This window comes from Nannocystis sp. RBIL2 (assembly GCF_026626745.1).
Classification (GTDB): domain Bacteria; phylum Myxococcota_A; class Polyangia; order Nannocystales; family Nannocystaceae; genus Nannocystis.
The window spans coordinates 5,264,546-5,284,625 of the sequence record NZ_JAPNJW010000002.1 but is presented as its reverse complement, the minus strand read 5'-3'; the positions used below and the strand labels follow the sequence as shown (position 1 = coordinate 5,284,625).

Genomic DNA, 20,080 nt, shown 5'->3' with positions numbered 1-20,080 from the left:
GCCATGCGACTTCCCAGCAACCTGTCCCGACGCGCCTTCATCACCGGCATCGGCGGCGCCACCGTCGCGTTGCCGTTCCTCCCGAGCCTGTTCCCCCGCGACGTCAAGGCGGCCACCGAGCGCCCGCGCTACTGCGTGTACGTGCGCCAGGCCAACGGCTGCGCCCAGGCCGACAACGGCGAGCCGGAGCGCTTCTGGCCCAACGAGCTCGGCCCGGTCACCACCGAGAGCCTGTCGACCGTCGACGCCGAGCGGGCCGTCAACGAGCTCGCCGACTACGCCGACAAGCTGCTGCTGGTCCGCGGCACCCGCTTCGGCTTCCCCGGCAACGGCTGCGGCCACTCCGGCGGCGGCAACCAGTGCCTCACGGCGGCCAGGGTGTCCGACGACCCGTCGGGCAACCTGTCGCTGTCGATGGGCGAGTCGGTCGACAACCGCATCGCCCGCGAGCTCAACCCGGCGTCGAACCCCGACCCGCTGACGCTCTACGCCGGCCGCATGGCGGGCTACATCAACGAGGTGCTGAGCTACCGCGGGCCCAAGGACCTGCGCGCGGCCGACCGCAACCCGTGGAGCGTGTACACCAAGATCGTCGGCATCACGGCGCTGCCGCAAGAAGTGGCGATGAAGATCAAGGCCCGCCGCACCAGCGTCAACGACCTGGTCCGCGAGCAGATGCAGGCGCTCATGTCCAAGCAAGACATGAGCAAGGCCGACCGCGACCGCCTGCAGATCCACTTCGACGCGATCCGCGACCTCGAGATCGAGCTGCTGTGCGAGCTGCCCAGCGACGCCGAGATCATGGAGATGGAGGCGCAGCAGGACTACGACGGCGCCGACGAGCTGATCCAGACGGTCACGCGCATGCAGATGAACCTGATCGCGTTCGCGTTCTCGTGCGACTACACGCGCGCGGCGACGCTGCAGATCGGCGACGGCAACGACGGCACGCAGTACTGGATCGACGGCGTCCAGCTGCCCCGCTTCCACCAGATCTCCCACCGCATCTACGCCGACGGCTCGGAGGGCGACCCGATCCCCGACGCGCAGTCGAAGCACCACGTGATCGACCGCGAGCACGCCAAGCTGTTCAAGCACCTGCTCGACCGCCTGGCGGCGCTGCAGACCGACGTCGGCACGCTGCTCGACGACACCGTGGCGATCTGGTGTAACGACCTCGGCGCCGGCGTCAGCCACACCTACAACAACATCCCGTGGGTGTGCGCCGGCAGCTGCGGCGGCTACCTCAAGACCGGCCAGTACATCGACGCCGGCGGGGTGACGCACAACCAGTTCCACAACACGATCCTCAGCGCGGTCACCGGCGAGCTGGTCGAAGACTTCGGCGACCCCGAGCTCGAGCCCGGCGTCATCGACGCGATGATCGCGTGAGCGCAGCGCCGCCCGGCGCGTGAGAGACCTGCGAGGTTCGCCTCGCAGGTCTCTTCGTTTATGCTCTGAAGGCCATGTTTGAAGCGACAGGTTGCCGATGGCGGGCCGCAGCGTCAGTGGCAGCCGTAGCGCGGCCGCGGCGCGGCGCTGAAGCCGACGTGCCACCGGTGGCCCGGCTTCGCCTCGAGGCGCTTCTGGACGTTGTTGTTGCCGTGGAGCATCTGCACGGTGTAGCGGCCGGGCCGCAGGCCGCGGAAGTGATAGCGGCCGTCGGTGGTCATCACCTCGCGCCGCCCGGCGAGGCAGTCGCACTGAACGAGGATCAGCGCGCCCGTGATCGGCTCGCGGGTCTCGGCGTCGAGGACGTGGCCGCGGATCTCCACGTCGTCGCGCGAGGGGTCGACTGCCTCGACGCCGTCGGCGAGGGCGACGTACGGCGCGCACGCGGCGAGCTGCAGCACGACGGCGAAGCTTCGGCCCACGGCTCGAGGATGCCGCCGACGGGCCTGGCGGGGCCGTCAGGTCCGCTTCGAGTCCGATGGGCGAAAACGCGCCGAATCAATCGTCGCGGCGCGGGAGACCGAGGCGGCGGTGCTCGGCGAGGGTGCAGCGATCTTCGACGACGACGATCCCGGCGTCGCGGAGGGTCCGCGCGAATTCGGCGTGGCGGATGCCGAGCTGCAGCCACACGACGCTGGGCTTGACCGCCAGGATCTCCGGGACATGGCCCAAGAGGAATTCGGGGCGGCGGAACACGTCGAGCAGGTCGAGCTCACCGGGGGCGAGCCCGAGGTCGGTCAGCGCGCCGACGCAGGTCGCGTCCCACATGCGACGGCCGGCGAACACGGGATTGACGGCGTGGACGATGTACCCCGCGTCGTGCAGGTAGTCGGGGACGTAGCACGCGGGTTTGTTGGGGTCGGTGTGCGCGCCGAGCACGGCGATCGTGCGCGTGCGCGCGAGGATCTCGCGCAGCTCGGAGTCGGTGGGCGAAGACACGCAGCCAGGGTGCCACGGTCGGGCCGTGTGGGCGAGGTCCGGTTCGCCCCTCGGGCGGGTCGCCCTGTCCGGGTCGCATGGGCTCGCTGTACCCTTGGGTCCCCCTCATGACTCGCTCCACGCCTCGGCCGCTGCACTGGGTCCTCGCGCTGACGATGCTGCTGTTCGCCTCCGCGGCGACGGCGGCCCCCCCACGCGACCCGGCCGAGCCGGCCGCGCAGACGCCCGCCGACGTCCCCGAGGCGCTGCGGCCGTGGATCCCGTGGGTGCTGCAGCCCCTGTCCGATCGGGCATGTCCGTACGTACATGCGAGCAGCAGCGAGCGCCGCTGCGCGTGGCCGTCGCAGCTCGAGCTCGAGCTGACCGACGAGCGCGGGTCGTTCGCCCAGCGCTGGCAGCTGTACGCCAAGGGAGTGGTGCCGCTGCCCGGTGATCCGCGCCGCTGGCCGCAGGACGTCGAGGTCGACGGCCAGCCGGCGGTGGTGGTGAACCAGGGCGGCCTGCCGGCGGTCGAGCTCGGCCCGGGCGCGCACCGGATCACCGGCGCGTTCCTGTGGGACAGCATGCCGGAGAAGCTCAGCGTGCCGGCCGAGACGGGGCTCCTGACGCTCAAGCTGCGCGGCAAGCCGGAGTCGTTCCCGCGCCGCGACAACGACGGGACGCTGTGGCTGCAGAAGAAGGTGGAGGCGGCGAGCGAGCAGAACCTGCTCGACGTGGTGGTGCACCGCAAGCTGACCGACGCGATCCCGCTGCGGATGACGACGGAGATCTCGCTGCACGTGGCCGGCAAGAGCCGCGAGGAGCTGCTCGGCAAGGCGCTCCTGCCCGACTTCGTGGCGATGGAGGTGGCGAGCGAGCTGCCGGCGCGGCTCGAGCCCGACGGCCGCGTGCGCGTGCAGGTGCGCCCCGGAGCGTGGACGATCCGCGTGGAGTCCCGTCACCCCGGCGACCTGCAGAGCATCGCCCTGGCCAGCAACGAGGGGCCGTGGGCGAGCGAGGAGGTGTGGGTGTTCGAGCCAGGGCCCGAGCTGCGCCGCGTCGAGTTCGCGGGGCTGGTGTCGGTCGACCCGCAACAGACGCAGCTGCCCGACGCGTGGCGCTCGTTCCCGGCGTTCCGCGCCCGCCCGGGCGAGGCGCTGCAGCTGACTGTGACGCAGCGCGGCGAGGCCGATCGCGGGCCCGACCAACTGTCGCTCGCCCGCGACTGGTGGCTCGACTTCGACGGCCGCGGCTTCACGGTCAAGGACCGCATCGCCGGCCAGGTCCAGGGCACGCGCCGGCTCGAGATGCAGGGCTCGGCCCGCCTCGGCGCGGTGGCGGTCAGCGGCCTGCCGCAATTCATCACGGCCCGCGACGACCCGAACAGGGCCGGCGTCGAGCTGCGCGACCCCAACGTGGCGCTCACCGCCGACCTGCGCGTGCCGGCCGAGGGCCTGCACCCGTCGATCTCGGCGGTCGACTGGGACCACGACTTCGCCTCGGTGTCGGGCACGCTGCACCTGCCGCCCGGCTGGAAGGTGCTGCACGCGACCGGGGTCGACCAGGTCGACGACACCTGGCTCGGCCGCTGGACGCTGCTCGACCTGTTCATGGTGCTGGTGATCGCGATCGCGATCGCCAGGCTGTACGGCTGGGCCTGGGGCGTGCTGGCGATGGTGACCCTGGCGCTGGTGTTCCCCGAGTGGATGGCGCCGCGGACGGTGTGGATCTTCGTGCTGGTCGGCGAGGCGCTGCACCGCGCGCTGCCCGACAGCTGGCTGCGCACGGCGGTCCGCGGCTACCGCCTCGGCGCGCTGGTGACTCTGGCCGGCATCTGCTCGGTGTTCGCGGTGCAGCAGATCCGCCAGGGCCTGTACCCGGCGCTCGAGGAGCGCGGGCGCGACGACTTCGACCTGGTCCTTGCGACAGCTCAGCTGGCGCCGATGGAGGCCGCGCCGGCGCAGGACGTCCCGGCCACCGCCGTCCCCGATTTCGCGCCGGGGTCGCTGGACCAGTCGGAGGTCGACTTCGACGGCGCGGGCGGTGAGCGCCGGCCCGGCGAAGAGGGCCGCATGGGCCGGCCGAAGAAGAACGAGGCGTTCGACGGGGAGTTCGAGGAGCTGCAGCAGGAGCAGTCCGCGTCGTCGATGGTGCAGTCGACGCGGGCCAGCCTGAGCGGCGAGTACCGCCAGCGCCAGCAGAAGAAGCTGCGCGAGTACGACGCCGGCACTGTGGTGCAGACGGGCCCCGGCGTGCCGCGCTGGTCGTGGCGCTCGGTGCCGCTGCGCTGGAGCGGACCGGTCGACCGCACGCAGAAGGTGAGCTTCTTGCTGGTGCCGCCGCACGTGAACCTGGCGCTCGCCGGGGTGCGCGTGCTGTTCCTGGTGGCGCTGGTGATGGCGGTGTTCGGGGTGTTCCGCAAGCGCCGCGTGCTCCCGCCGACGCGGCCCAACCCGGCCGTCGGCGCGACGATGATGGGCGCGCTGGCGGCGGCGCTGCTGCTGCCGTCGTCGGCGGCGGCGCAGGTGCCCGACACCGCCACGCTCGAGCAGCTGCGCGCGCGCCTGACCGAGCCGCCGAGCTGCCTGCCCGACTGCGTGACGAGCCCGCGCATGCGCCTCGAGGCCAGCGGGTCGGCGCTGCGCCTGGTGGTCGAGATCCACGCGGCGGCCCAGGTCGAGGCGCCGCTGCCAGGCTCGGCCGAGCACTGGTTGCCGACGCAAGTCAGCGTCGACGGCTCGCCGGCGACCGGCGGCCTGGTGCGCATCGGCGACGGGAGCCTGCGCATCGCGCTCGAGCCGGGTCGCCACGAGGTGGTGCTCGAGGGCCCGCTGCCCAACCGCGAGACGATCCAGCTGCGCCTGCCGGTCGGACCGCACCGCGTGACCGCCAAGGCCGAGGGCTGGACGGTCGCCGGGCTGCACGAGGACGGGCTCGCCGACGAGGTGCTGCAGCTGACGCGGATCAGCAAGCAGGACGCGGCCCAGCCGGACACTCTCGAGGTCGGCACGCTGCCGCCGTTCGTCCGCGTCGAGCGGGCGCTGACGCTGGGGCTGTCGTGGGAGGTGACGACCCGGGTCATCCGCGCCACGCCGCGCGGCTCGGCGGTGGTGCTCAAGGTGCCGCTGCTGTCGGGCGAGTCGGTGACGACCGCGGAGCAGCGGGTCGAGGCCGGGGCGGTGCTGGTCAACATCCGCCCCGACGAGGACGTGGCCGAGTGGACCAGCGTGCTGCCGATCTCGCCGCAGATCGTGCTGGCGGCGGCCACCGGGGCGCCGTGGAGCGAGGTCTGGGAGGTGATGGTCGGGCCGGTGTGGCACGTCGAGGCCGGCGGGATCCCGCCGATCCGCCGCGGCGCCGAGGGCCTGCAGGTCTGGATGCCCTGGCCCGGAGAACAGGTCGTTTTGGACATCTCGCGCCCCGCCGGCGTGCCCGGCGAGACGCTGACCCTCGACTTCGCGCGCCTGACCCTTCGGCCAGGTATGCGGGCGGTCGACGCCGAGCTGCAGCTCGAGCTGCGCTCGTCTCGCGGCGGCCACCACACGGTCGCGCTGCCGGCCGAGGCCCAGCTGCAGAAGGTGCTGATCAACGGTTCGCAGCAGCCGATCGGCCAGGAGGGCCAGCAGGTCCGCCTGCCGATCGCGCCGGGCGTGCAGCGGGTCCAGCTCGAGTGGCGCGAGACGGCGGCGCTCGGCCAGCGCTACACCGCGCCGGTGGTCGACCTCGGGGCGGCGGCGGTCAACGCCGAGGTCCACGTCGAGTTCCCGCCGAGCCGGTGGATCTTGCTGCTCGGCGGGCCGCGGCTCGGGCCGGCGGTGCTGTTCTGGAGCTACATCGTGGTGCTGCTGCTGGCGTCGGCGGTGCTCGGTCGTTTGGCCGTGTCGCCGCTGCGCGCCCATCAGTGGTTCCTGCTCGGGCTCGGACTGTCGACCGTGACTGTGTTCGAGGCGATGGTGGTGATCGGGTGGTTCCTGCTGCTCGGCTGGCGCCGCCGCCGGGTCGACCTGGCGCCGGGGTGGTTCGCGCTGCGCCAGCTGACGATCGCGTTCTGGACGCTGGTGGCCTGCTCGGCCCTGGTCACCGCGGTGCACGCGGGGTTGCTCGGCCAGCCCGACATGCAGATCGAAGGCAACGGCTCGTGGGCGAGCTCGCTGCGCTGGTATCAGGACCGCGTCGAGTACGTCGAGGGCGTCGGCGGACTGATGCCGCGCCCGTGGGTGCTGTCGGTGTCGCTGTGGTGGTACCGCGGCCTGATGCTGGCGTGGGCGCTGTGGCTGGCGTGGTCGATGATCCGCTGGCTGCCGTGGGGCTGGCAGAGCGCGTCGCAGGGCGGGCTGTGGCGGCCGCTGTGGCGCCCGTCGCCGCCGAAGACACCGCCGCCGCCGACGCGCCAGTCGGGGCCGGTGGCGCAGCAGCCGGTGATGCAGACGACGGTGACGCCGCGCGCGGCCCAGTCAGGGGTGTCGGAGGCGATCTTCATGAGCCAGTCGACCGACAGCGGCGGCCTGGAGCACGAGGACACGACGCCGCGCCCGCGCGCGTCGAAGTTCCGCATGACCGACACGATGGAGGCGCCGCCGCCCCCGCTGGACGTCGAGCTCGACGCGCCGCGCCCGACGGTGGCCCGCCACAACGCGAGCGGCCCGCAGCCGGTGCGGCCGGTGGCGGAGGAGATCACGCCGCCCGCACCGGGCCGCCCGCGCGCAGCCCCGCCGCCGCCGCCGCCCGGCAAGCGCCCGCTGCCGCCGATCGTCAGCGGCGAGGACGACGACACGCCGCCGCCGTGATGGCGAGGGTCTGAAAGGTCAGGCTGATGAGAATGTTCGGACATGCCCTTCAGGGCATGTCCGAACATTCTTAAAGCAACATCACGCCGGGGCGCACAGCAGGCGGGACAGCGACGACACCGGCTGCTCCCACAGCTTTTCGTAGTTCACGCTGAGCAGCTCGCGTGAGCGCTTGCCGCGGCGGTAGGCGGCGCGCAGGCGGCCGAGGTAGGGCCCCAGGTCCTTCCAGCCGGCGACCTTGACCCGGCGCGGGACCGAGTAGGCGAGGATCAGCACCGCCTGGCGGACGCCGAGGTTCCCGAGCACGAACGCCTGCAGCAGCATCTCGCCGTGCTCGTCGGTGCCGTAGCCGGTGATCAGGTGGAACAGGTCGTGGGTCTCGCGGTAGCGCTTGCTGAGGTAGTCGACGTCGGTCTCGACCGGGAAGGTGGTCTCGAACGGCTGGATGCCGTTGTCCTGGAAGTAGCGGACGAACTCGCGGCCGAGGGTGCCCTCCGGCAGCTTCTCCAGCGCCTCGAGGTCGAGCTCGCGGCCCTGCAGGGTCGGCCGGTCGTCGAGCATGCGCCGGCCGTCGTCGCTGGTGCGCCAGTGACGGGCCAGCTTGGTGTACGTCTCGCTGTCGAGGCAGGCGTTGACCAGCGGGCCGTAGTACGTGTTGCCGGGGTCGTCCGTCAGGACCTTGAGCGCGTGCAGGCTGAGGCGGACGCGGGTGAAGAGCGACGCGTTCGGGGGCAGGGTCGGAAACGCTGGCTGGTTCATGAGGAGCACTCCTTCGGCCGCGAGCGGCTCCGGAGGCGGCCCGCGGACGAAGGAGTGTGCGAGAAACGGACAGTCGTGTCCACTTCATCCCGGCGTGGATCCGCACGGGGCCGCGTACGCGCGACTCAGGCCCGTAAGGGCCGTCGCCGCCGTGCAGGTTCGCTCGCGCGCTTGCGCGCGCAGCCTCAGAAGTGAGACACGAGGATCACGCCGGCCTTGCGGGGGTCGACGGCTTCCTGCGGCAGGCGGAGGGTGAACACCGAGCCGACGCCGGGGCGGCTGCGGACGGTGATGTCGCCGCCGAGCATGCGCGCGTAGTGGCGACTGATGGCGAGGCCGAGGCCGGTGCCGCCGAACTTGCGGGTGGTCGAGGAGTCGGCCTGGACGAACGGGGCGAACAGGCGCTCGAGCACGTCGGGGGCGATGCCGATGCCGGTGTCGCTGACCTCGAAGCGGTACCACGAGCGGCCGCCCTCGGCCTGGATCCGGATCGACAGCTCGATGCGGCCGTTGTGGGTGAACTTGCAGGCGTTGCTGAGCAGGTTGCTCAGGATCTGGTGCAGCTTGGTGCGGTCGGTCTTGATCTCGCCGAGGTCGCGGGCGCAGCGGAGCTTGAGGGTGTCGCCGTTGCGCTCGGCCAGCGGGGCCAGGTGCGACATCACGCTGCCGAGCACGTCGTCGAGCTGGAACGCCTCGAGGTTGATGTCCATCTTGCCCGACTCGATCTTCGACAGGTCGAGGATGTCGCTGATCAGGGCGAGCAGGTGCCCGGCGCTGCCGTGGATCTTGCCGAGGTCTTCGTGCAGCTCGCGCAGGTCCGGGCGCGCGGTGTCCTCGAGCAAGATCTCGCTGTAGCCGATGATCGCGTTGAGCGGGGTCCGCAGCTCGTGGCTCATGTTGGCGAGGAACGAGCTCTTGATGCGATTGGCCTCGAGCGCTTGCTCCTCGGCCTGGCGGCGCACGCGGATCTCCGACTCCATCTTGCGGTTGGCGCGGGTCAGCGCGATCGTCCGCTCCTCCACGCGCCGCTCGAGCTCGTCGTGGGTGCGGCGCAGCTGGTCCTCGATCTGCTGCCGGTTCTCCATCTCGCGCTCGAGCCGGCCCAGAGCGGTGCGCAAGATCTCCCCGCTGCGGCCGTGATGCGCCAGCACCAGAGTCAGCGGCACTCCGGCGGCCGACACGGTCAGCGCGGCGATCAGCGCCTGCGAGGTCGGGCCGCCGGCGATCATCACGCCGAGAGCGCAGGCGAGACTGAGGCCGGCGACGCAGGCGCCGGCGAGGCGCGGGGCGAACGACAGCGGGGCGGCGCACGCGGCGGCGAGGCCGAGTAGCATCACCGGCGCGTCGGCGGCGAGCAGGCCGGGCAGCACCAACAGCAGGCAGGCGAGCGCGGCGTAACGGACGAGGTCGCGGGTGCGGGTGCGCGCGCGGTCGAACGACACCGGATTGAAGAAGGAGACCGCCTGCACCAGCACGAAGGCGCTGCAGCCGAGGACCGCGGCCGCGCTGGGGTCGGCGGCGACGACCACGACGGCGGCGAGCACGACGCTGACGAGCACGATGGCGCGGCCCTGCGACGCGAGCGACAGCGCGAAGTCGAGGACCTGGGGCGGCAGGGTGGTGAACCGCGACTTGCGTCGCACCGAGGATTCCCCGGCGGACGCGGCGGCGGCGAGCACGTGAGCCGGTTGCATAGGCGCGACCAGAGCATGCGCCGGCATCGCCGTCAGCGGTTTAACCGCCGAAGATCCGGAGCAGCCACTCTGCGCCGTAACGGTAGCCCACACGCTGCCACAGGCGCGCAGCGAGCGCGCACACGATCATCCAGATCGCGACGATGCCGAGCGCGACTTCGGAGCTGAACGCCTGCCACGCGCCGAGCGGTCGTGTCAGCTCGCGAAAGACGACGACGTGCACGAGCAGCAGCGTGAGCGAGGCGCGGCCGAGCGGGACCAGCCAACCGCGTTCGTCGATGCGTCCGCGTCGCTCGAGGGCCAGCGCGCCGAGCAAGAGGAGGAGCGTGCCCGACTGGAGCAACATGACGATCGCCGGCGTGGCCGGGTAGAAGCTCAGGCGGATCTGGAACAGCCGGTGCCACACGCCCTCGTGGGGCCCGAGCCGCAGGCCGACGGCGGCGAGGGCGACACCGGTGACGAGCAGCACACTCGCCATGCGCAGGATCGGCGCGGTGCGGCGCTGCTGCAACCATCGACCGACGACGATGCCGCCGAGGAACAGGCCGAGCCACGGGACGATCGGGAATTGGCCCTCGGCGAAGGCGAGGCGCAGCGGGCCGCCCGCGAGGTCGAGGCGGCGCATGCGGTCGTTGAGGAGCAGCTCCGGGGTGGCGAGCCAGTGCTGCACGAGCGGGGCGGCGAGCAGCAGGAGCGCCTGTCCGATGAGCAATGACCGATCGGACAGGCGCCGCCACAGCGGGGCGGTGAGCATGCCCAGGCCCATGAGGTGGAGGACGAACCACGAGCCGGCGGAGAACCAGCTCGGGGTGAGCAGGTTGAGCAGCCAGCCGAAGCCCATGACGACGAGGCCGCGGCGGACGAGGATCGCGTCGAGGCCGGTGGTGCGACTTCGGGCGAGGAAGCTGGTGCCGGCGCCGGCGAGGGTGATGAAGGTCGGCGCGGCCAGGCCCCCCAGGCCGTTCAGGGCCATGAGCACCGGCGCCTGCGCGATCGCCGAGACGCCCGGGTCCGAGCGCCACAGCCACACCGCCATGTGCTGCTCCATCATCAGCACGACGGCGAGGCCGCGCAGGGCGTCGAGGCTGAGCAGGCGGGCGGACGTCACGTCGCTTGAGGCTACCCGGACGCGCGCGGCGGGTGAAGGTCGGGGTCGGCGCGTGACCGGCAGCCCTGGCCAAAGGGCGGCGCGGCTGCGATAGTCGGGGGGATGTCGAGCCTGTCCGACGCGACCCATCCGGCCACCGAGACGATCGGCGACGGGCGCTTTTTGCGCCTCGTACGCCGCGGGAAGTGGGAGTACGTGGAGCGCCTCGGGGCCCGCGGCGCCGCGGCGATCGTGGCCGTGACCGACGACGGGCGGCTGGTGCTCATCGAGCAGCCGCGGCCCGCCCTCGGCGGGGTGGCGGTCGAGCTGCCGGCCGGCCTGGTCGGCGACACGCCGGGCGACGAGTCGGAGGAGGCCGCGACGGCGGCCAATCGTGAGCTGGTCGAAGAGACAGGTTACGAGGCCAGCCGCATCGAGCAGGTCGCCCACGGCCCGAGCTCGCCCGGGCTGACGAGCGAGTGCATCAGCATCTTCGTGGCCACCGGCCTGCGCAAGGTCGGGCCCGGGGGCGGCGACGGCAACGAGCAGATCACCGTGTTCGAGGTGCCGCTCGCCGAGGTCGAGGCCTGGCTGGGCGAGCGCATCGCTCGCGGCGCGCACGTCGACCTCAAGGTCTACGCGGGGCTCTACTTCGCGCGCCAGCTGGCCAGGCACAAGTAGAAGGCGGCCGCGGGCGCGGGCGCTGTGGCACACTGACGGTCCCCCATGGCGCCCGTCACCGTCTTCCTCGTCGCCATCGCCTGTCTGCTGGCCGCCGCGGCGGCGGTGCGCCCGCTGGCGCTGCGGACGAACGTGCCCGAGGCGGTGTGGCTGATCGCGCTCGGCGTGGTGCTGCGGACCACCGGGATCGTGCCGCCGGCGACGATCGCCGCGCTGGCGCCGTTCTTCGCCGCGGTGGCGCTGATCATCGTGCTGTTCGAGGCCGGTCGCGACATGGTCTTCGGGGCAGCCAGCGACCAGGTCGTGCGCGCGCGCAAGCTGGCGCTGGCCGGCGCGGCGCTGGTGGTGCCGCTGGTGGCGCTGTTCAGCCAGGCGCTGTCGGGGCTGCACCTGCTGCCGGTGTGGAGCTGGACGCACGCGTTCATGCTCGGGGCGCTGATGCTGTGCACCGCGCCGGAGGTGTTCGCGCCGACGCTGTACCGGCGGGCCCACCCGGGCCTGGTGGCCGCGCTCGAGCGCGAGGCGGCGTTGACCGGGGCGCTGGCGATCGCGGCGACTGCGTTCTGCATCGACCTGCTGAGCCTGCGCGTGCCGGTGGGCAAGGCGTACGCGGCGATCGCCGCCGGCTTCGGCCTGGCGCTGGCGTTCGGGGCGTTCGCCGGGCTGCTGTGGATCTCCGCGATCCGCCGGGTCGGGCCCGGTCGCGGGGTGTATCCGTACACTCTGGCGGCGATCCTGGCGCTCTACGTGGTGACCGACACGCTCGGCGGGATCGGGGCGCTGGCGGTGCTGGTGTTCGGCGCGGTCGTCAGCAACGCGGGGCCGCTGGTCGGCGCCCTGTTCCGCCCGCGCGGCGGCACGGTCGTCGAGGCCGCCGACGAGGACTTCCGCGCCGCGCTCGACGACCACGCGCGCACGGTCGAGATCACGCGGGTGCTGCTGTTTACGTACCTCGGGATGAACCTCGGGCCGCCGTGGGGCCTGCTGGCGATGGGGATCGTGCTCGGCCTGCTGCTGGTGGTGCTGCGCCTGCTGGCGGCCCGCCTGGTGCTGCGCGGGGTCGACGAGCGCACGTTCTCGGCGCTGGCCCTCGGCTGGCCGCGCGGGATGCTGGTCGCCGGCCTGGCGGCGCTGCCCCACGCGGCGGCGGTGCCCGGGACGGAGTCGCTGACGACGCTGGTGTTCGCGGCGGTAGCGACGACGTGCGTGGCGTTCGGCGTGGCGGTGTCGCCGCTGGGGCATGCGCATGTCTCTGGCGACATGTCTCAGGGGAAAGGTCCTTCGGGGCATGCTCCTGGGGCCATGTCCGGAGGGACAGGATCGGTCCGGGCGGTGGCGCCGGCGGCGACGGTCGACGAGGTGATGGGCAAGGCGGGCGCGCCTGCTGCGAGCGCGGAAGGGCCGGCGAGCCCGGGCGCGGTGCTGACGACGCACGAGGTCCGTGGTGGGGTGCCGGGAGAGGCCGGCGGCGAGGGCCTCGGCGGGTCTCCGGCGGCGGGAGGGACCGGCGAGGCGGGGAGCCTCGGGGGGTCTGCGGCGCTGGCTCGCGAGACGCTGGCGGGAGAGACCGCGGTCGCGGGCGAGCCGGGGGTGACTCGCACGCTGCTGGACGAGGTGTCGACGTCGCTGGCGGCTGGATCGGCGCAGGCTGCCGCGAGCGGGAAGACGCTGGCGCCCGAGGAGGCGGTGGTGAGCGGAAGGACGGTGGTGCCCGAAGGGCCGGGGCTCGGCGGGAAGACGCTGCCGCCGGAGGAAGCGGTGCTCGGCGGGAAGACGTTGCTGTCGGACGCGAGCGGGGGCGAGCGGCGCGGGCTGTTCGCGATCGACATGCCGCCGACGGGGCGGACGCTGGTGCCGGGCGAGCCGCTGGCAGGCTCACGCACGCTGTTGCCGGGCGAGTCCTCGCCGGGGATGCGCTCGGCGGACGTGCCGAGGTTCGCGCCGCCGGGGTCCCGCAGCTCGGAGCGCACTGTGCTGCGCGGCTCGGGACCCGGCGCGCCGGAGCTGGTGCGGCACGTGTTCATCAGCTCTCCGGCCGGGACGACGGTGACGCGCGAGACGAGCGTGGTGCAGCCGCGGACGACGGAGGCGTCGGGGCGCGAATCGGGGCTGCCGGTGCGGACGGCGAATGTCGAGTCGAGCGGGGCAGTCGCGGCGGGGCTGCCGGTGCGGACGGTGAATGTCGAGTCGGGCGGGGCGGCTTCGTCGGGGCGAATGGTGAATGTCGAGTCGAGAGGGGCGACGTCGTCGGAGTCGGCCGGGGGGGCGCCCGCGAGCGCCATGCCGACGATTGCGACGCGCGAGGTCGCAGCGGAGACGCCCGTCGCGGAGCTGCCGGTGACTCGAGCGGCGCGCGAGGAAGCTCCCGCGGTGGAGCCGGCAGTCCAGGTCGAGCCGGGGGCGCCGGGAGTGGCCGGGCTGGAGGTCGCGGTGACGTTCACCGAGCCCGCGACGCCGGAGCCGCCGAAGCCCGCGGTGGCCACAGATCCGCCGCTGCTCGAGCTGGTCGGCGAGGCCATCTTGCCCTCCGGACATGTCTTAAAAAATCTGGTGAAAGATACAGGCGAGGGCGGGACGAAAGAGGGCTGAGCGATGGGGTGGCGGGTGGTCGAGCGCCGGCTGGGCAAGGCCGGCGGCGTCAAGCAGCGCACGGCGCGGCAGCGCGAATGGGACCGCAAGTACGGCGAGGACCGGTGGGCGATCGGCTACGAGGTGGACGGCGAGTTCGTGCGCCAGGAGGACGCGCTCGAGTCGGTCTATTATAAAAGCTACGAGGAGCACTTCGCGGCCCACCCCGAAGACCTGGCCGAGCTGATCGCGCTGGCCAAGACGCTGCGCAACCCGCACGCAGAGGCGACCACGGGGGTCGACCTGCAGGTGCCTGCGATCGGCGATTACCTGCGGCGCCACGGGCTGCGGCTCCCCGGCGCGGAGGTGGTCGACATCGGCACCTGGGACGGCAAGGCGTCGCACCCGATCAGCGTGCGACTCAGCCCGCTGACGATCGCGTGCGCCGCCGACCCGAACCGCACTCTCGAGCAATGGTGGCAGCAGCGCAAGGTGCTGGTCGCGTGGGAGGATTGAGGCGGAGCGCCAGCGGGGCGCGAGCGCCCGGGCGTTGGCGGTTCGGCGCTTTTTAGTCAGCACGCGGACGCGCCGAGACGCGGCGGGGCCAGGGGGGCGGCAGAGCCCCGGTCCGACTCTCGCATGACGACTTCATGGCGAGGTCGCCGATGGTCACGATAATTCCATGTCCTCGAGGACATGGCCTCGGGGACATGATTGTCCGCGAATCACCGCCGTCGTCCGCCGCGTGAGTGGCCGCCGCCGCCGTGGGGGACGTCGAACACCGGCGCGTGCGTGGTGTGGGGCCGCATCGTGTGGAGCGGGAATTCGGGCGGGTTGTGCGGGAACGCCGTCGCGGCGGGGGCTTGCTTGGACTCGACGAAGGGCGTGTGTTCGACGGTGTCGCCGGCGACGTGCGAGCGGACCAGCTCGCCGCTCTGCGGGGGCGGCGGCAGGTGGACGGGGGGCTGCGGCCGGCCGACGACGTCGGCGGGCGGACCGGAGCGCCCGCCGGGGTGGGCCGCGGGGTGGGCGGCGTTGTCGGCGAACACGACCTGGCCGAGCTCGTTCGGCTGGATGTGGCCGGCGAGCTGCGGCCGCGTGAGGTCCCCGGCGGCGACGACGAGCCAGTGCGAGCGCGGCTCCTCGCGCACTCCCACCATTCGCGGCGGCAGCGGGGCCCAGCCGACGTAGCCGGCGTTCCACCGCCAATCCACCCAGGCGGGGCCCCACGCGTCGCCCGGCACCCACATCCAGCCGACGCCGGCGTCGAAGGCCCAGCGGCCGTAGTGAAACGGCGCCCAGCCCCACGAATAGCTGCTGTCGAACATCCAGCCGGCGTCGGTGTAGAGCCACCGGCCGCCCGTCATGTACGGAAAGAAGTCGGCGCCGACGATCGCCGGCGAGGGCAGCCAGACCCAGCCGTAGGCGGCGTCGTCGAGCCACGTGCCGTAGGGCGCCAGGGCCCCGTAGAAGCGCGCGCTCGGCCCGGTGGGGGCGACCCGGGGGACCGGCGCGGCGGTGTCGGTCTGATGGCAGTCGAGGCCGGCGACGACGACCAGGGTCGCCGCGGCCGCGAGGTGTCGGGCGACGCGCATGGCAGGCTCAGGCGGCCGGCACGGCGCGGAGGGCGTCGCGGATCGTCTCGGCCTCCTTGAGGTCGCTGTCGACCTGGGCGCGGACCGTGTTGAGTTCGTCGCGCAGCTCGGGCAGGTCGACGTTGGGCATGAACTTGCGGTCGATCGCGTCGAGGACGTTGGTGAGCGCCTGGATCTCGTCGTCGATGTACGTGGTGTCGAACTCGTTGCCCCGGGTCGCGGTGTCGAGGTCCTTGTAGGTCTCGGTGATCGAGGCCCGGTAGGCGACGTCGGTCGCGCCGGTCTTCGGCTTCAGCTTGTGCCGGGAGTGCATGGCAGTCTGCCGCTTCTTGGCCGCCTTGGCGTGCTTGACCCGGTTCTCGGCGTACTTCTTGACGCGGCGGTTCTTGGCCGACTTCTGGGCCCGGCGGTTGTGCTCGGCGCTGGTGTCGTTGATCGTCTGCATGACCATGAGGATCTCCTCGTCGGAGAGCTCGTCGGTCGGCGTCTGCACATTGGTCGGGTTCTGGTCGGTGTTGTTCGTCGGGCTGGTCGGCGGATTCGGATTGGTGGGAGCGCCCGAGGTCGGGGTCGACGGCTGCGTCGGACCGGGCTGGTCGGCGGCGGCGACGCCCGGCAGCGCCAGAGCGAGGGCGACGGTGAGGGGGAGGGTGGTCCTGGTGAATGACATGCCCGCAGCGTTGGACGTCTTCCCAGCGAATGCCACCACCGCGGCGCCGCGGGGACCCGTCGCGGGGGCGATTCGCGGGTGTCCCGATCAGGGCTTGTCCGGGTGCGCGCCGGCCACCCGCCGCCGGCTCGCGCGCCCCTCGGCGGTTCAGGCCGGTCGCGGCTGCACCGGCCGCTCGCCGCGAGGCGCCTGCAACTCGAGCCATTTGAGGATGTCGCGCCGGCGCAGCACGCCGACCAGCCGCTCGCCGTCGACGACCGGCAATTGCTCGACGTCCTTGCGGCTGAAGGCCCGCATCGCCACGGTGAGCTCGTCGTCGACGCTGACCGTCTCGAGCGCGGCCGCCGGGGTCATGATCGTGCCGACCTCGATGTCGTTCCACACGTCGCGCTCGACCACCCGCACGTCCTCGAGGCAGACGATGCCGGCCAGCCGGTCGCCGGAGATCACCGGGAAGGCCCGCTGATCGCTGCGCATCAGGTAATCGTCGACCAGGCGAGCCACCGGCAGGGTCGGCGGGACCGCGGCGACGTCGCGGCGCATCAATCGCCGCACCGGCACGCCCTCGACCAAATGCATGATCACGAGCTGGCGGTAGCTCATGGCCGCGGCGCTGGCGAGGAACCACCCGATCACGCTGATCCACAGCCCCGAGACGACGCCGGTGCCGAACCACGGCAGGCGCGCGCCGAAGATCATCGCCATGCCGGCGAACACCAGCACGAAGCCGATCGCCTGCCCCGACAGCGAGGCCCAGCGGGTGGCCGCCTGCAGGTCGCCGGTGGCGCGCCACAGCAGCGCGCGCAGGACCCGGCCGCCGTCGAGCGGGAAGCCCGGCAGCAGGTTGAACAGGCCGAGGAAGAGGTTGAGCGGGCCGAGCCAGAACAGCAGGGTCGCGGTCGGGCCGAGGTCTCGCATCAATCGCTCGGGGTCGCCGCCGAGGCGGGCGAGCCAGCCCCCGAGCGCCAAGAACACCACGCCGAGGCCGATGCTCGTCAGCGGGCCGACGATGGCCATTGCGAGCTCGGCGCGCGGGGTCTCGGGCTCGCGCTCGATGTTGGCGACGCCGCCGAACACGAACAAATGGATGCTGCGCACCTCGAGGCCGTAGCTGCGCGCGACCAGGGCGTGCGACAGCTCGTGGACCAGCACCGAGGCGAACAGCAGCACCGCGGCGACGCAGGCGATGGCCCAGCGCAGGCCGTCGCCCCACTCGGGGTGCCAGACCGGGAACGAGCCCAGCGCGAGGCTGACCGCGACCAGCCACAGGGCGACGAACAGGCTCCAATCGGCCGCGATCCGCACGCCGAAGACTCTTCCGAGATTCAGACCGCCCATGCGCCGATCTCTGGGCCGGGCCGCGCCGCGTGGCAACGGCGCGGCGGTCGCCGGGCGAGGAAATGCTGGCAGTCGAGCGAATCGGCGCTGCCTCGGCGATCGGCTGCGGCTCGCCGCGGCAGTGTGCTCCTGCCGCTGCCGCGGGGCCGGCCGAGGCTGTCGGTCCCGCCGGCGGAGCGCCGCGGCTCGGCTCGCATTCACGGAGGGCGCGGCGCCTGTCTCTCGGGACAGGTCGATGCGCCTAGCCGAGCGACAGCATGACGAGCGCGGCGAGGCCGACGAGGGCCAGGACGACGAGGGCGAAGTAGAGGGCGACGCCGAGGCGGGGGTAGCGGTCGATCATGCGGCCGCTCTCGCGCATGGCTCGCTTGGTGAACGAGTACATGCAGCGGACCTCGCCGCGGCCCTCGAGGTAGCCGCGGATGCCGGCCAGCATCTCGGCGGCGGACTGGTAGCGCTGGGCCGGGTCCTTGGCGACGCCGTGGGCCACGACGATCTGCAGCTCGACGGGCGGCGAGCTCTGGTGCGGGCTGTCGTAGGCGCCGGGGCCGCGCAGCGTCGGGCTCTCGCGCTCGATGGCCTCGAGCAGGCCGAGGAGGTTGTCGGCCCGGTGGTTCAGGTAGTGCTCGAGGCCGATGAACTCGTGGAGCACCACCGCGACCGCGTAGAGGTCGCTGCGGGCGTCGAGCGGCTCGCAGCGGACCTGCTCCGGCGACATGTACGCGGGTGTGCCGATGAGGCCGGCGGTCGGGTCCTCGCCGCGCTCGGTGGGCACCCCGGGGTCGGGCTCGTCGATCTTCTTGGCGATGCCCCAGTCCATCAGCCACACCTCGCCGAAGCGGCCGATCATGATGTTGTCGGGCTTGATGTCGCGGTGGACGATGCCGCGCTCGTGGGCGTAGGCCAGCGCGCGCAGCACGGAGATGATGATCTCGGCCCGGCGCTCGAACGGCCACTGGCGGTGCGCTTCGGGGTCGCCGCGGCGCAGGCGTTCGATGACCTCGCCGAGGGTCTGACCCTCGACGTACTTCATGACGAAGAAGTAGCGGCCCTCGGCGTCGAGGCCGACGTCGTGGATCGGCACGACGTTGGGGTGCTCGAGGCTGCCGACGATCCGCACCTCGCCGACGAAGCGGGCCACGCCGAGCGGGTGCGAGGCCTCGGGCAGCAGACGCTTGATCGCCACCGGCCGGCCGATGTCCACGTCCTCGGCCCGCTCCACCACGCCCATGCCGCCCTCGCCGACGACGCCCAGCGAGCGGTAACGGTCGCGCGGGTCGTGGACGAGGCGCACCTGACCGCCGACGTCCGTCTCGATCTGCGGCAACACCGAGAGGCTGCGCCGGCTCGGATCGATGCGCGTGACCCGCGAGGCCGCGGAGGCCCCGGCCATGGTCGAGGCCAGCTCGGCCGGGAACTGGGTCTCCATGCGCGACCACGCGAGGGTCGCTTGGTTGCTGACTGCTGCTTCCATGGGACTCCTCCTGTCTGCGGGGACAGGTCGGCGCCAAGTATACGCGGCGAGCCCCGGCGCCTGACGCGGCCGAACGTGACGATCCGCGGCGCGAGGCCGCGCGCTCACGGCCTGCCGTGGCGAACTGCCCGGGTGCGACGTCTGCGTCGGTGCACGTGCGAGTCGCCCGCGCGAAGGCCGATGCACGTCCCTCGCTCCTCACACATTCTTTAAAAGGGGAAGAGGGTCCGGCGAGGATGAGGTACGGGATGTCTTTTGGGACAGCTTCGCGGGTGATGAACGATCCGTAGTACGTTTTTATAGAAGGAGAGAATCTCGTGCCGCGCTCCAGCAAGTGCATCGTCGTCGTCTACGCGCTGTTCAACCTGCTGATCGCGTGCACGCTGATGTTCGACCCGGGGCCGCTCGACGCCCAGTACCGCGGCGGGGCGATGACGCCGACGCGCGAGTTCCAGTGGTTCAGCATCGCCAGCTTCCACGTGTTCATGGCGGCGGTGGTGTTGCTGACGCTGCGGATCGGCCGGGCGGCCGACCGGCGGGCGATCTTGCTGGCCAACGCGGGTTTTTATGGCTGGGACGCGGCGACGCAGTGGCTCTACTGGGGCGACAGGGTCGGGCTCGCGTCCGCGGACCTGCACGTCAACGCGGGCGTCAGCGCCGGCTGTGCGGCGCTGCTGCTGCTGGCGGCCGGGCGCGACCGCGAGGGCTGAGGGCTTGCGTTCGTGCGAAGGCGGCTGGCCGGGATGCGAATTCCGGCGGCGCTTCGTGATCGACAGAGCGGCGGCGATCGGTTAGCCCTTCGCCATGGCCGAGACACCGCAGAAGAAGAGCTTCGTGCCGACGTTCCTCGCGTACGTGGCGATGTCGATGGGGGCGGTCGCGTTCGTGGAGGCGGGCATGAAGGGGCACCGCGTCGGATGGGAGCAGATGATGCTGTACACCGCGCCCGCGGTGGTCTGTGCGCTCCTGGCGATCGCGCTGCGGCGTGACAAGTACACCTATCTGGGTCTGGTGTTCGCGGCGCTGGCGATCGTCGCGTTGATGCTCGGGGCGTGAG

16 protein-coding genes are annotated in these 20,080 nt (G+C 72.3%); 7 read left to right on the top strand and 9 right to left on the bottom strand.

Going from position 1 to position 20,080, the window contains the following annotated elements:
• The first annotated feature begins 3 nt into the window (after positions 1-3).
• Positions 4-1,392 (top strand): DUF1552 domain-containing protein, encoded by a 1,389-nt coding sequence (locus OV090_RS45860; protein ID WP_267711348.1) that lies wholly within the window; start codon positions 4-6, stop codon positions 1,390-1,392.
• Between the two features lie 113 nt (positions 1,393-1,505).
• Here OV090_RS45860 and OV090_RS45855 read toward each other — a convergent pair whose 3' ends face one another.
• Together OV090_RS45855 and OV090_RS45850 are read right to left on the bottom strand one after the other, a co-directional pair.
• Positions 1,506-1,874: a carboxypeptidase-like regulatory domain-containing protein gene (locus OV090_RS45855; protein WP_267711347.1), complete on the bottom strand. Its 369-nt coding sequence runs from the start codon at positions 1,872-1,874 to the stop codon at positions 1,506-1,508.
• 76 nt (positions 1,875-1,950) lie between these two features.
• Positions 1,951-2,391, bottom strand: a complete 441-nt coding sequence (locus tag OV090_RS45850; protein WP_267711345.1) for a CoA-binding protein — start codon at positions 2,389-2,391, stop codon at positions 1,951-1,953.
• Positions 2,392-2,498: 107 nt separating this feature from the next.
• On the opposite strand from OV090_RS45850, the gene OV090_RS45845 reads away from it, so the two are divergent.
• Positions 2,499-7,157, top strand: a complete 4,659-nt coding sequence (locus tag OV090_RS45845) for a hypothetical protein (protein WP_267711344.1) — start codon at positions 2,499-2,501, stop codon at positions 7,155-7,157.
• An 81-nt stretch (positions 7,158-7,238) separates the two neighbouring features.
• On the opposite strand, the gene OV090_RS45840 is transcribed toward OV090_RS45845, so the two are convergent.
• From OV090_RS45840 to OV090_RS45830, 3 genes are all read right to left on the bottom strand, one after another.
• Complete coding sequence (locus OV090_RS45840) at positions 7,239-7,916, bottom strand: Coq4 family protein (protein ID WP_267711343.1); 678 nt, start codon at positions 7,914-7,916, stop codon at positions 7,239-7,241.
• A gap of 185 nt (positions 7,917-8,101) precedes the next feature.
• Entirely contained in the window at positions 8,102-9,610 is a 1,509-nt protein-coding gene (locus tag OV090_RS45835) for an ATP-binding protein (protein ID WP_267711342.1), read from the bottom strand.
• Positions 9,611-9,650: 40 nt separating this feature from the next.
• On the bottom strand, positions 9,651-10,718 hold the full coding sequence (locus tag OV090_RS45830; RefSeq protein WP_267711341.1) for a DUF418 domain-containing transporter: 1,068 nt from the start codon (positions 10,716-10,718) through the stop codon (positions 9,651-9,653).
• Between the two features lie 102 nt (positions 10,719-10,820).
• Here OV090_RS45830 and OV090_RS45825 point away from each other — a divergent pair, with 102 nt between their 5' ends.
• The 3 genes from OV090_RS45825 to OV090_RS45815 are packed head-to-tail and all read left to right on the top strand — an operon-like array spanning position 10,821 to position 14,462.
• Positions 10,821-11,378, top strand: a complete 558-nt coding sequence (locus tag OV090_RS45825; protein WP_267711340.1) for an NUDIX hydrolase — start codon at positions 10,821-10,823, stop codon at positions 11,376-11,378.
• 45 nt (positions 11,379-11,423) lie between these two features.
• Positions 11,424-13,967: a cation:proton antiporter gene (locus OV090_RS45820; protein WP_267711338.1), complete on the top strand. Its 2,544-nt coding sequence runs from the start codon at positions 11,424-11,426 to the stop codon at positions 13,965-13,967.
• 3 nt (positions 13,968-13,970) lie between these two features.
• Positions 13,971-14,462, top strand: a complete 492-nt coding sequence (locus OV090_RS45815) for a hypothetical protein (RefSeq protein WP_267711337.1) — start codon at positions 13,971-13,973, stop codon at positions 14,460-14,462.
• Positions 14,463-14,671: 209 nt separating this feature from the next.
• Here the strand turns inward: OV090_RS45815 and OV090_RS45810 are convergent, their stop codons facing one another.
• From OV090_RS45810 to OV090_RS45795, 4 genes are all read right to left on the bottom strand, one after another.
• Complete coding sequence (locus tag OV090_RS45810; protein ID WP_267711336.1) at positions 14,672-15,541, bottom strand: DUF6600 domain-containing protein; 870 nt, start codon at positions 15,539-15,541, stop codon at positions 14,672-14,674.
• A 7-nt stretch (positions 15,542-15,548) separates the two neighbouring features.
• A complete protein-coding gene (locus OV090_RS45805; protein ID WP_267711335.1) occupies positions 15,549-16,211 on the bottom strand; it encodes a DUF4142 domain-containing protein in 663 nt (220 codons plus the stop codon).
• A gap of 147 nt (positions 16,212-16,358) precedes the next feature.
• Positions 16,359-17,549 (bottom strand): site-2 protease family protein, encoded by a 1,191-nt coding sequence (locus tag OV090_RS45800; protein WP_267711334.1) that lies wholly within the window; start codon positions 17,547-17,549, stop codon positions 16,359-16,361.
• 241 nt (positions 17,550-17,790) lie between these two features.
• Positions 17,791-19,023 (bottom strand): serine/threonine-protein kinase, encoded by a 1,233-nt coding sequence (locus OV090_RS45795; protein ID WP_267711333.1) that lies wholly within the window; start codon positions 19,021-19,023, stop codon positions 17,791-17,793.
• A 317-nt stretch (positions 19,024-19,340) separates the two neighbouring features.
• On the opposite strand from OV090_RS45795, the gene OV090_RS45790 reads away from it, so the two are divergent.
• Positions 19,341-19,733: a hypothetical protein gene (locus tag OV090_RS45790; RefSeq protein WP_267711332.1), complete on the top strand. Its 393-nt coding sequence runs from the start codon at positions 19,341-19,343 to the stop codon at positions 19,731-19,733.
• Between the two features lie 94 nt (positions 19,734-19,827).
• Positions 19,828-20,079 carry a hypothetical protein gene (locus OV090_RS45785; RefSeq protein ID WP_267711331.1) on the top strand — a complete coding sequence of 84 codons (252 nt, stop codon included), beginning with the start codon at positions 19,828-19,830 and terminating at the stop codon, positions 20,077-20,079.
• The last annotated feature ends 1 nt before the right edge of the window (position 20,080 follow it).

Bases quoted from the DNA above. Each gene is read 5' to 3' on its own strand.
- OV090_RS45800 (WP_267711334.1), bottom strand. From the start codon at position 17,549: ATGGGCGGTCTGAATCTCGGAAGAGTCTTCGGCGTGCGGATCGCGGCC.
- OV090_RS45805 (WP_267711335.1), bottom strand. From the start codon at position 16,211: ATGTCATTCACCAGGACCACCCTCCCCCTCACCGTCGCCCTCGCTCTG.
- OV090_RS45835 (WP_267711342.1), bottom strand. From the start codon at position 9,610: ATGCAACCGGCTCACGTGCTCGCCGCCGCCGCGTCCGCCGGGGAATCC.
- OV090_RS45825 (WP_267711340.1), top strand. From the start codon at position 10,821: ATGTCGAGCCTGTCCGACGCGACCCATCCGGCCACCGAGACGATCGGC.
- OV090_RS45785 (WP_267711331.1), top strand. From the start codon at position 19,828: ATGGCCGAGACACCGCAGAAGAAGAGCTTCGTGCCGACGTTCCTCGCG.
- OV090_RS45820 (WP_267711338.1), top strand. From the start codon at position 11,424: ATGGCGCCCGTCACCGTCTTCCTCGTCGCCATCGCCTGTCTGCTGGCC.
- OV090_RS45815 (WP_267711337.1), top strand. From the start codon at position 13,971: ATGGGGTGGCGGGTGGTCGAGCGCCGGCTGGGCAAGGCCGGCGGCGTC.
- OV090_RS45860 (WP_267711348.1), top strand. From the start codon at position 4: ATGCGACTTCCCAGCAACCTGTCCCGACGCGCCTTCATCACCGGCATC.
- OV090_RS45845 (WP_267711344.1), top strand. From the start codon at position 2,499: ATGACTCGCTCCACGCCTCGGCCGCTGCACTGGGTCCTCGCGCTGACG.
- OV090_RS45840 (WP_267711343.1), bottom strand. From the start codon at position 7,916: ATGAACCAGCCAGCGTTTCCGACCCTGCCCCCGAACGCGTCGCTCTTC.
- OV090_RS45795 (WP_267711333.1), bottom strand. From the start codon at position 19,023: ATGGAAGCAGCAGTCAGCAACCAAGCGACCCTCGCGTGGTCGCGCATG.
- OV090_RS45810 (WP_267711336.1), bottom strand. From the start codon at position 15,541: ATGCGCGTCGCCCGACACCTCGCGGCCGCGGCGACCCTGGTCGTCGTC.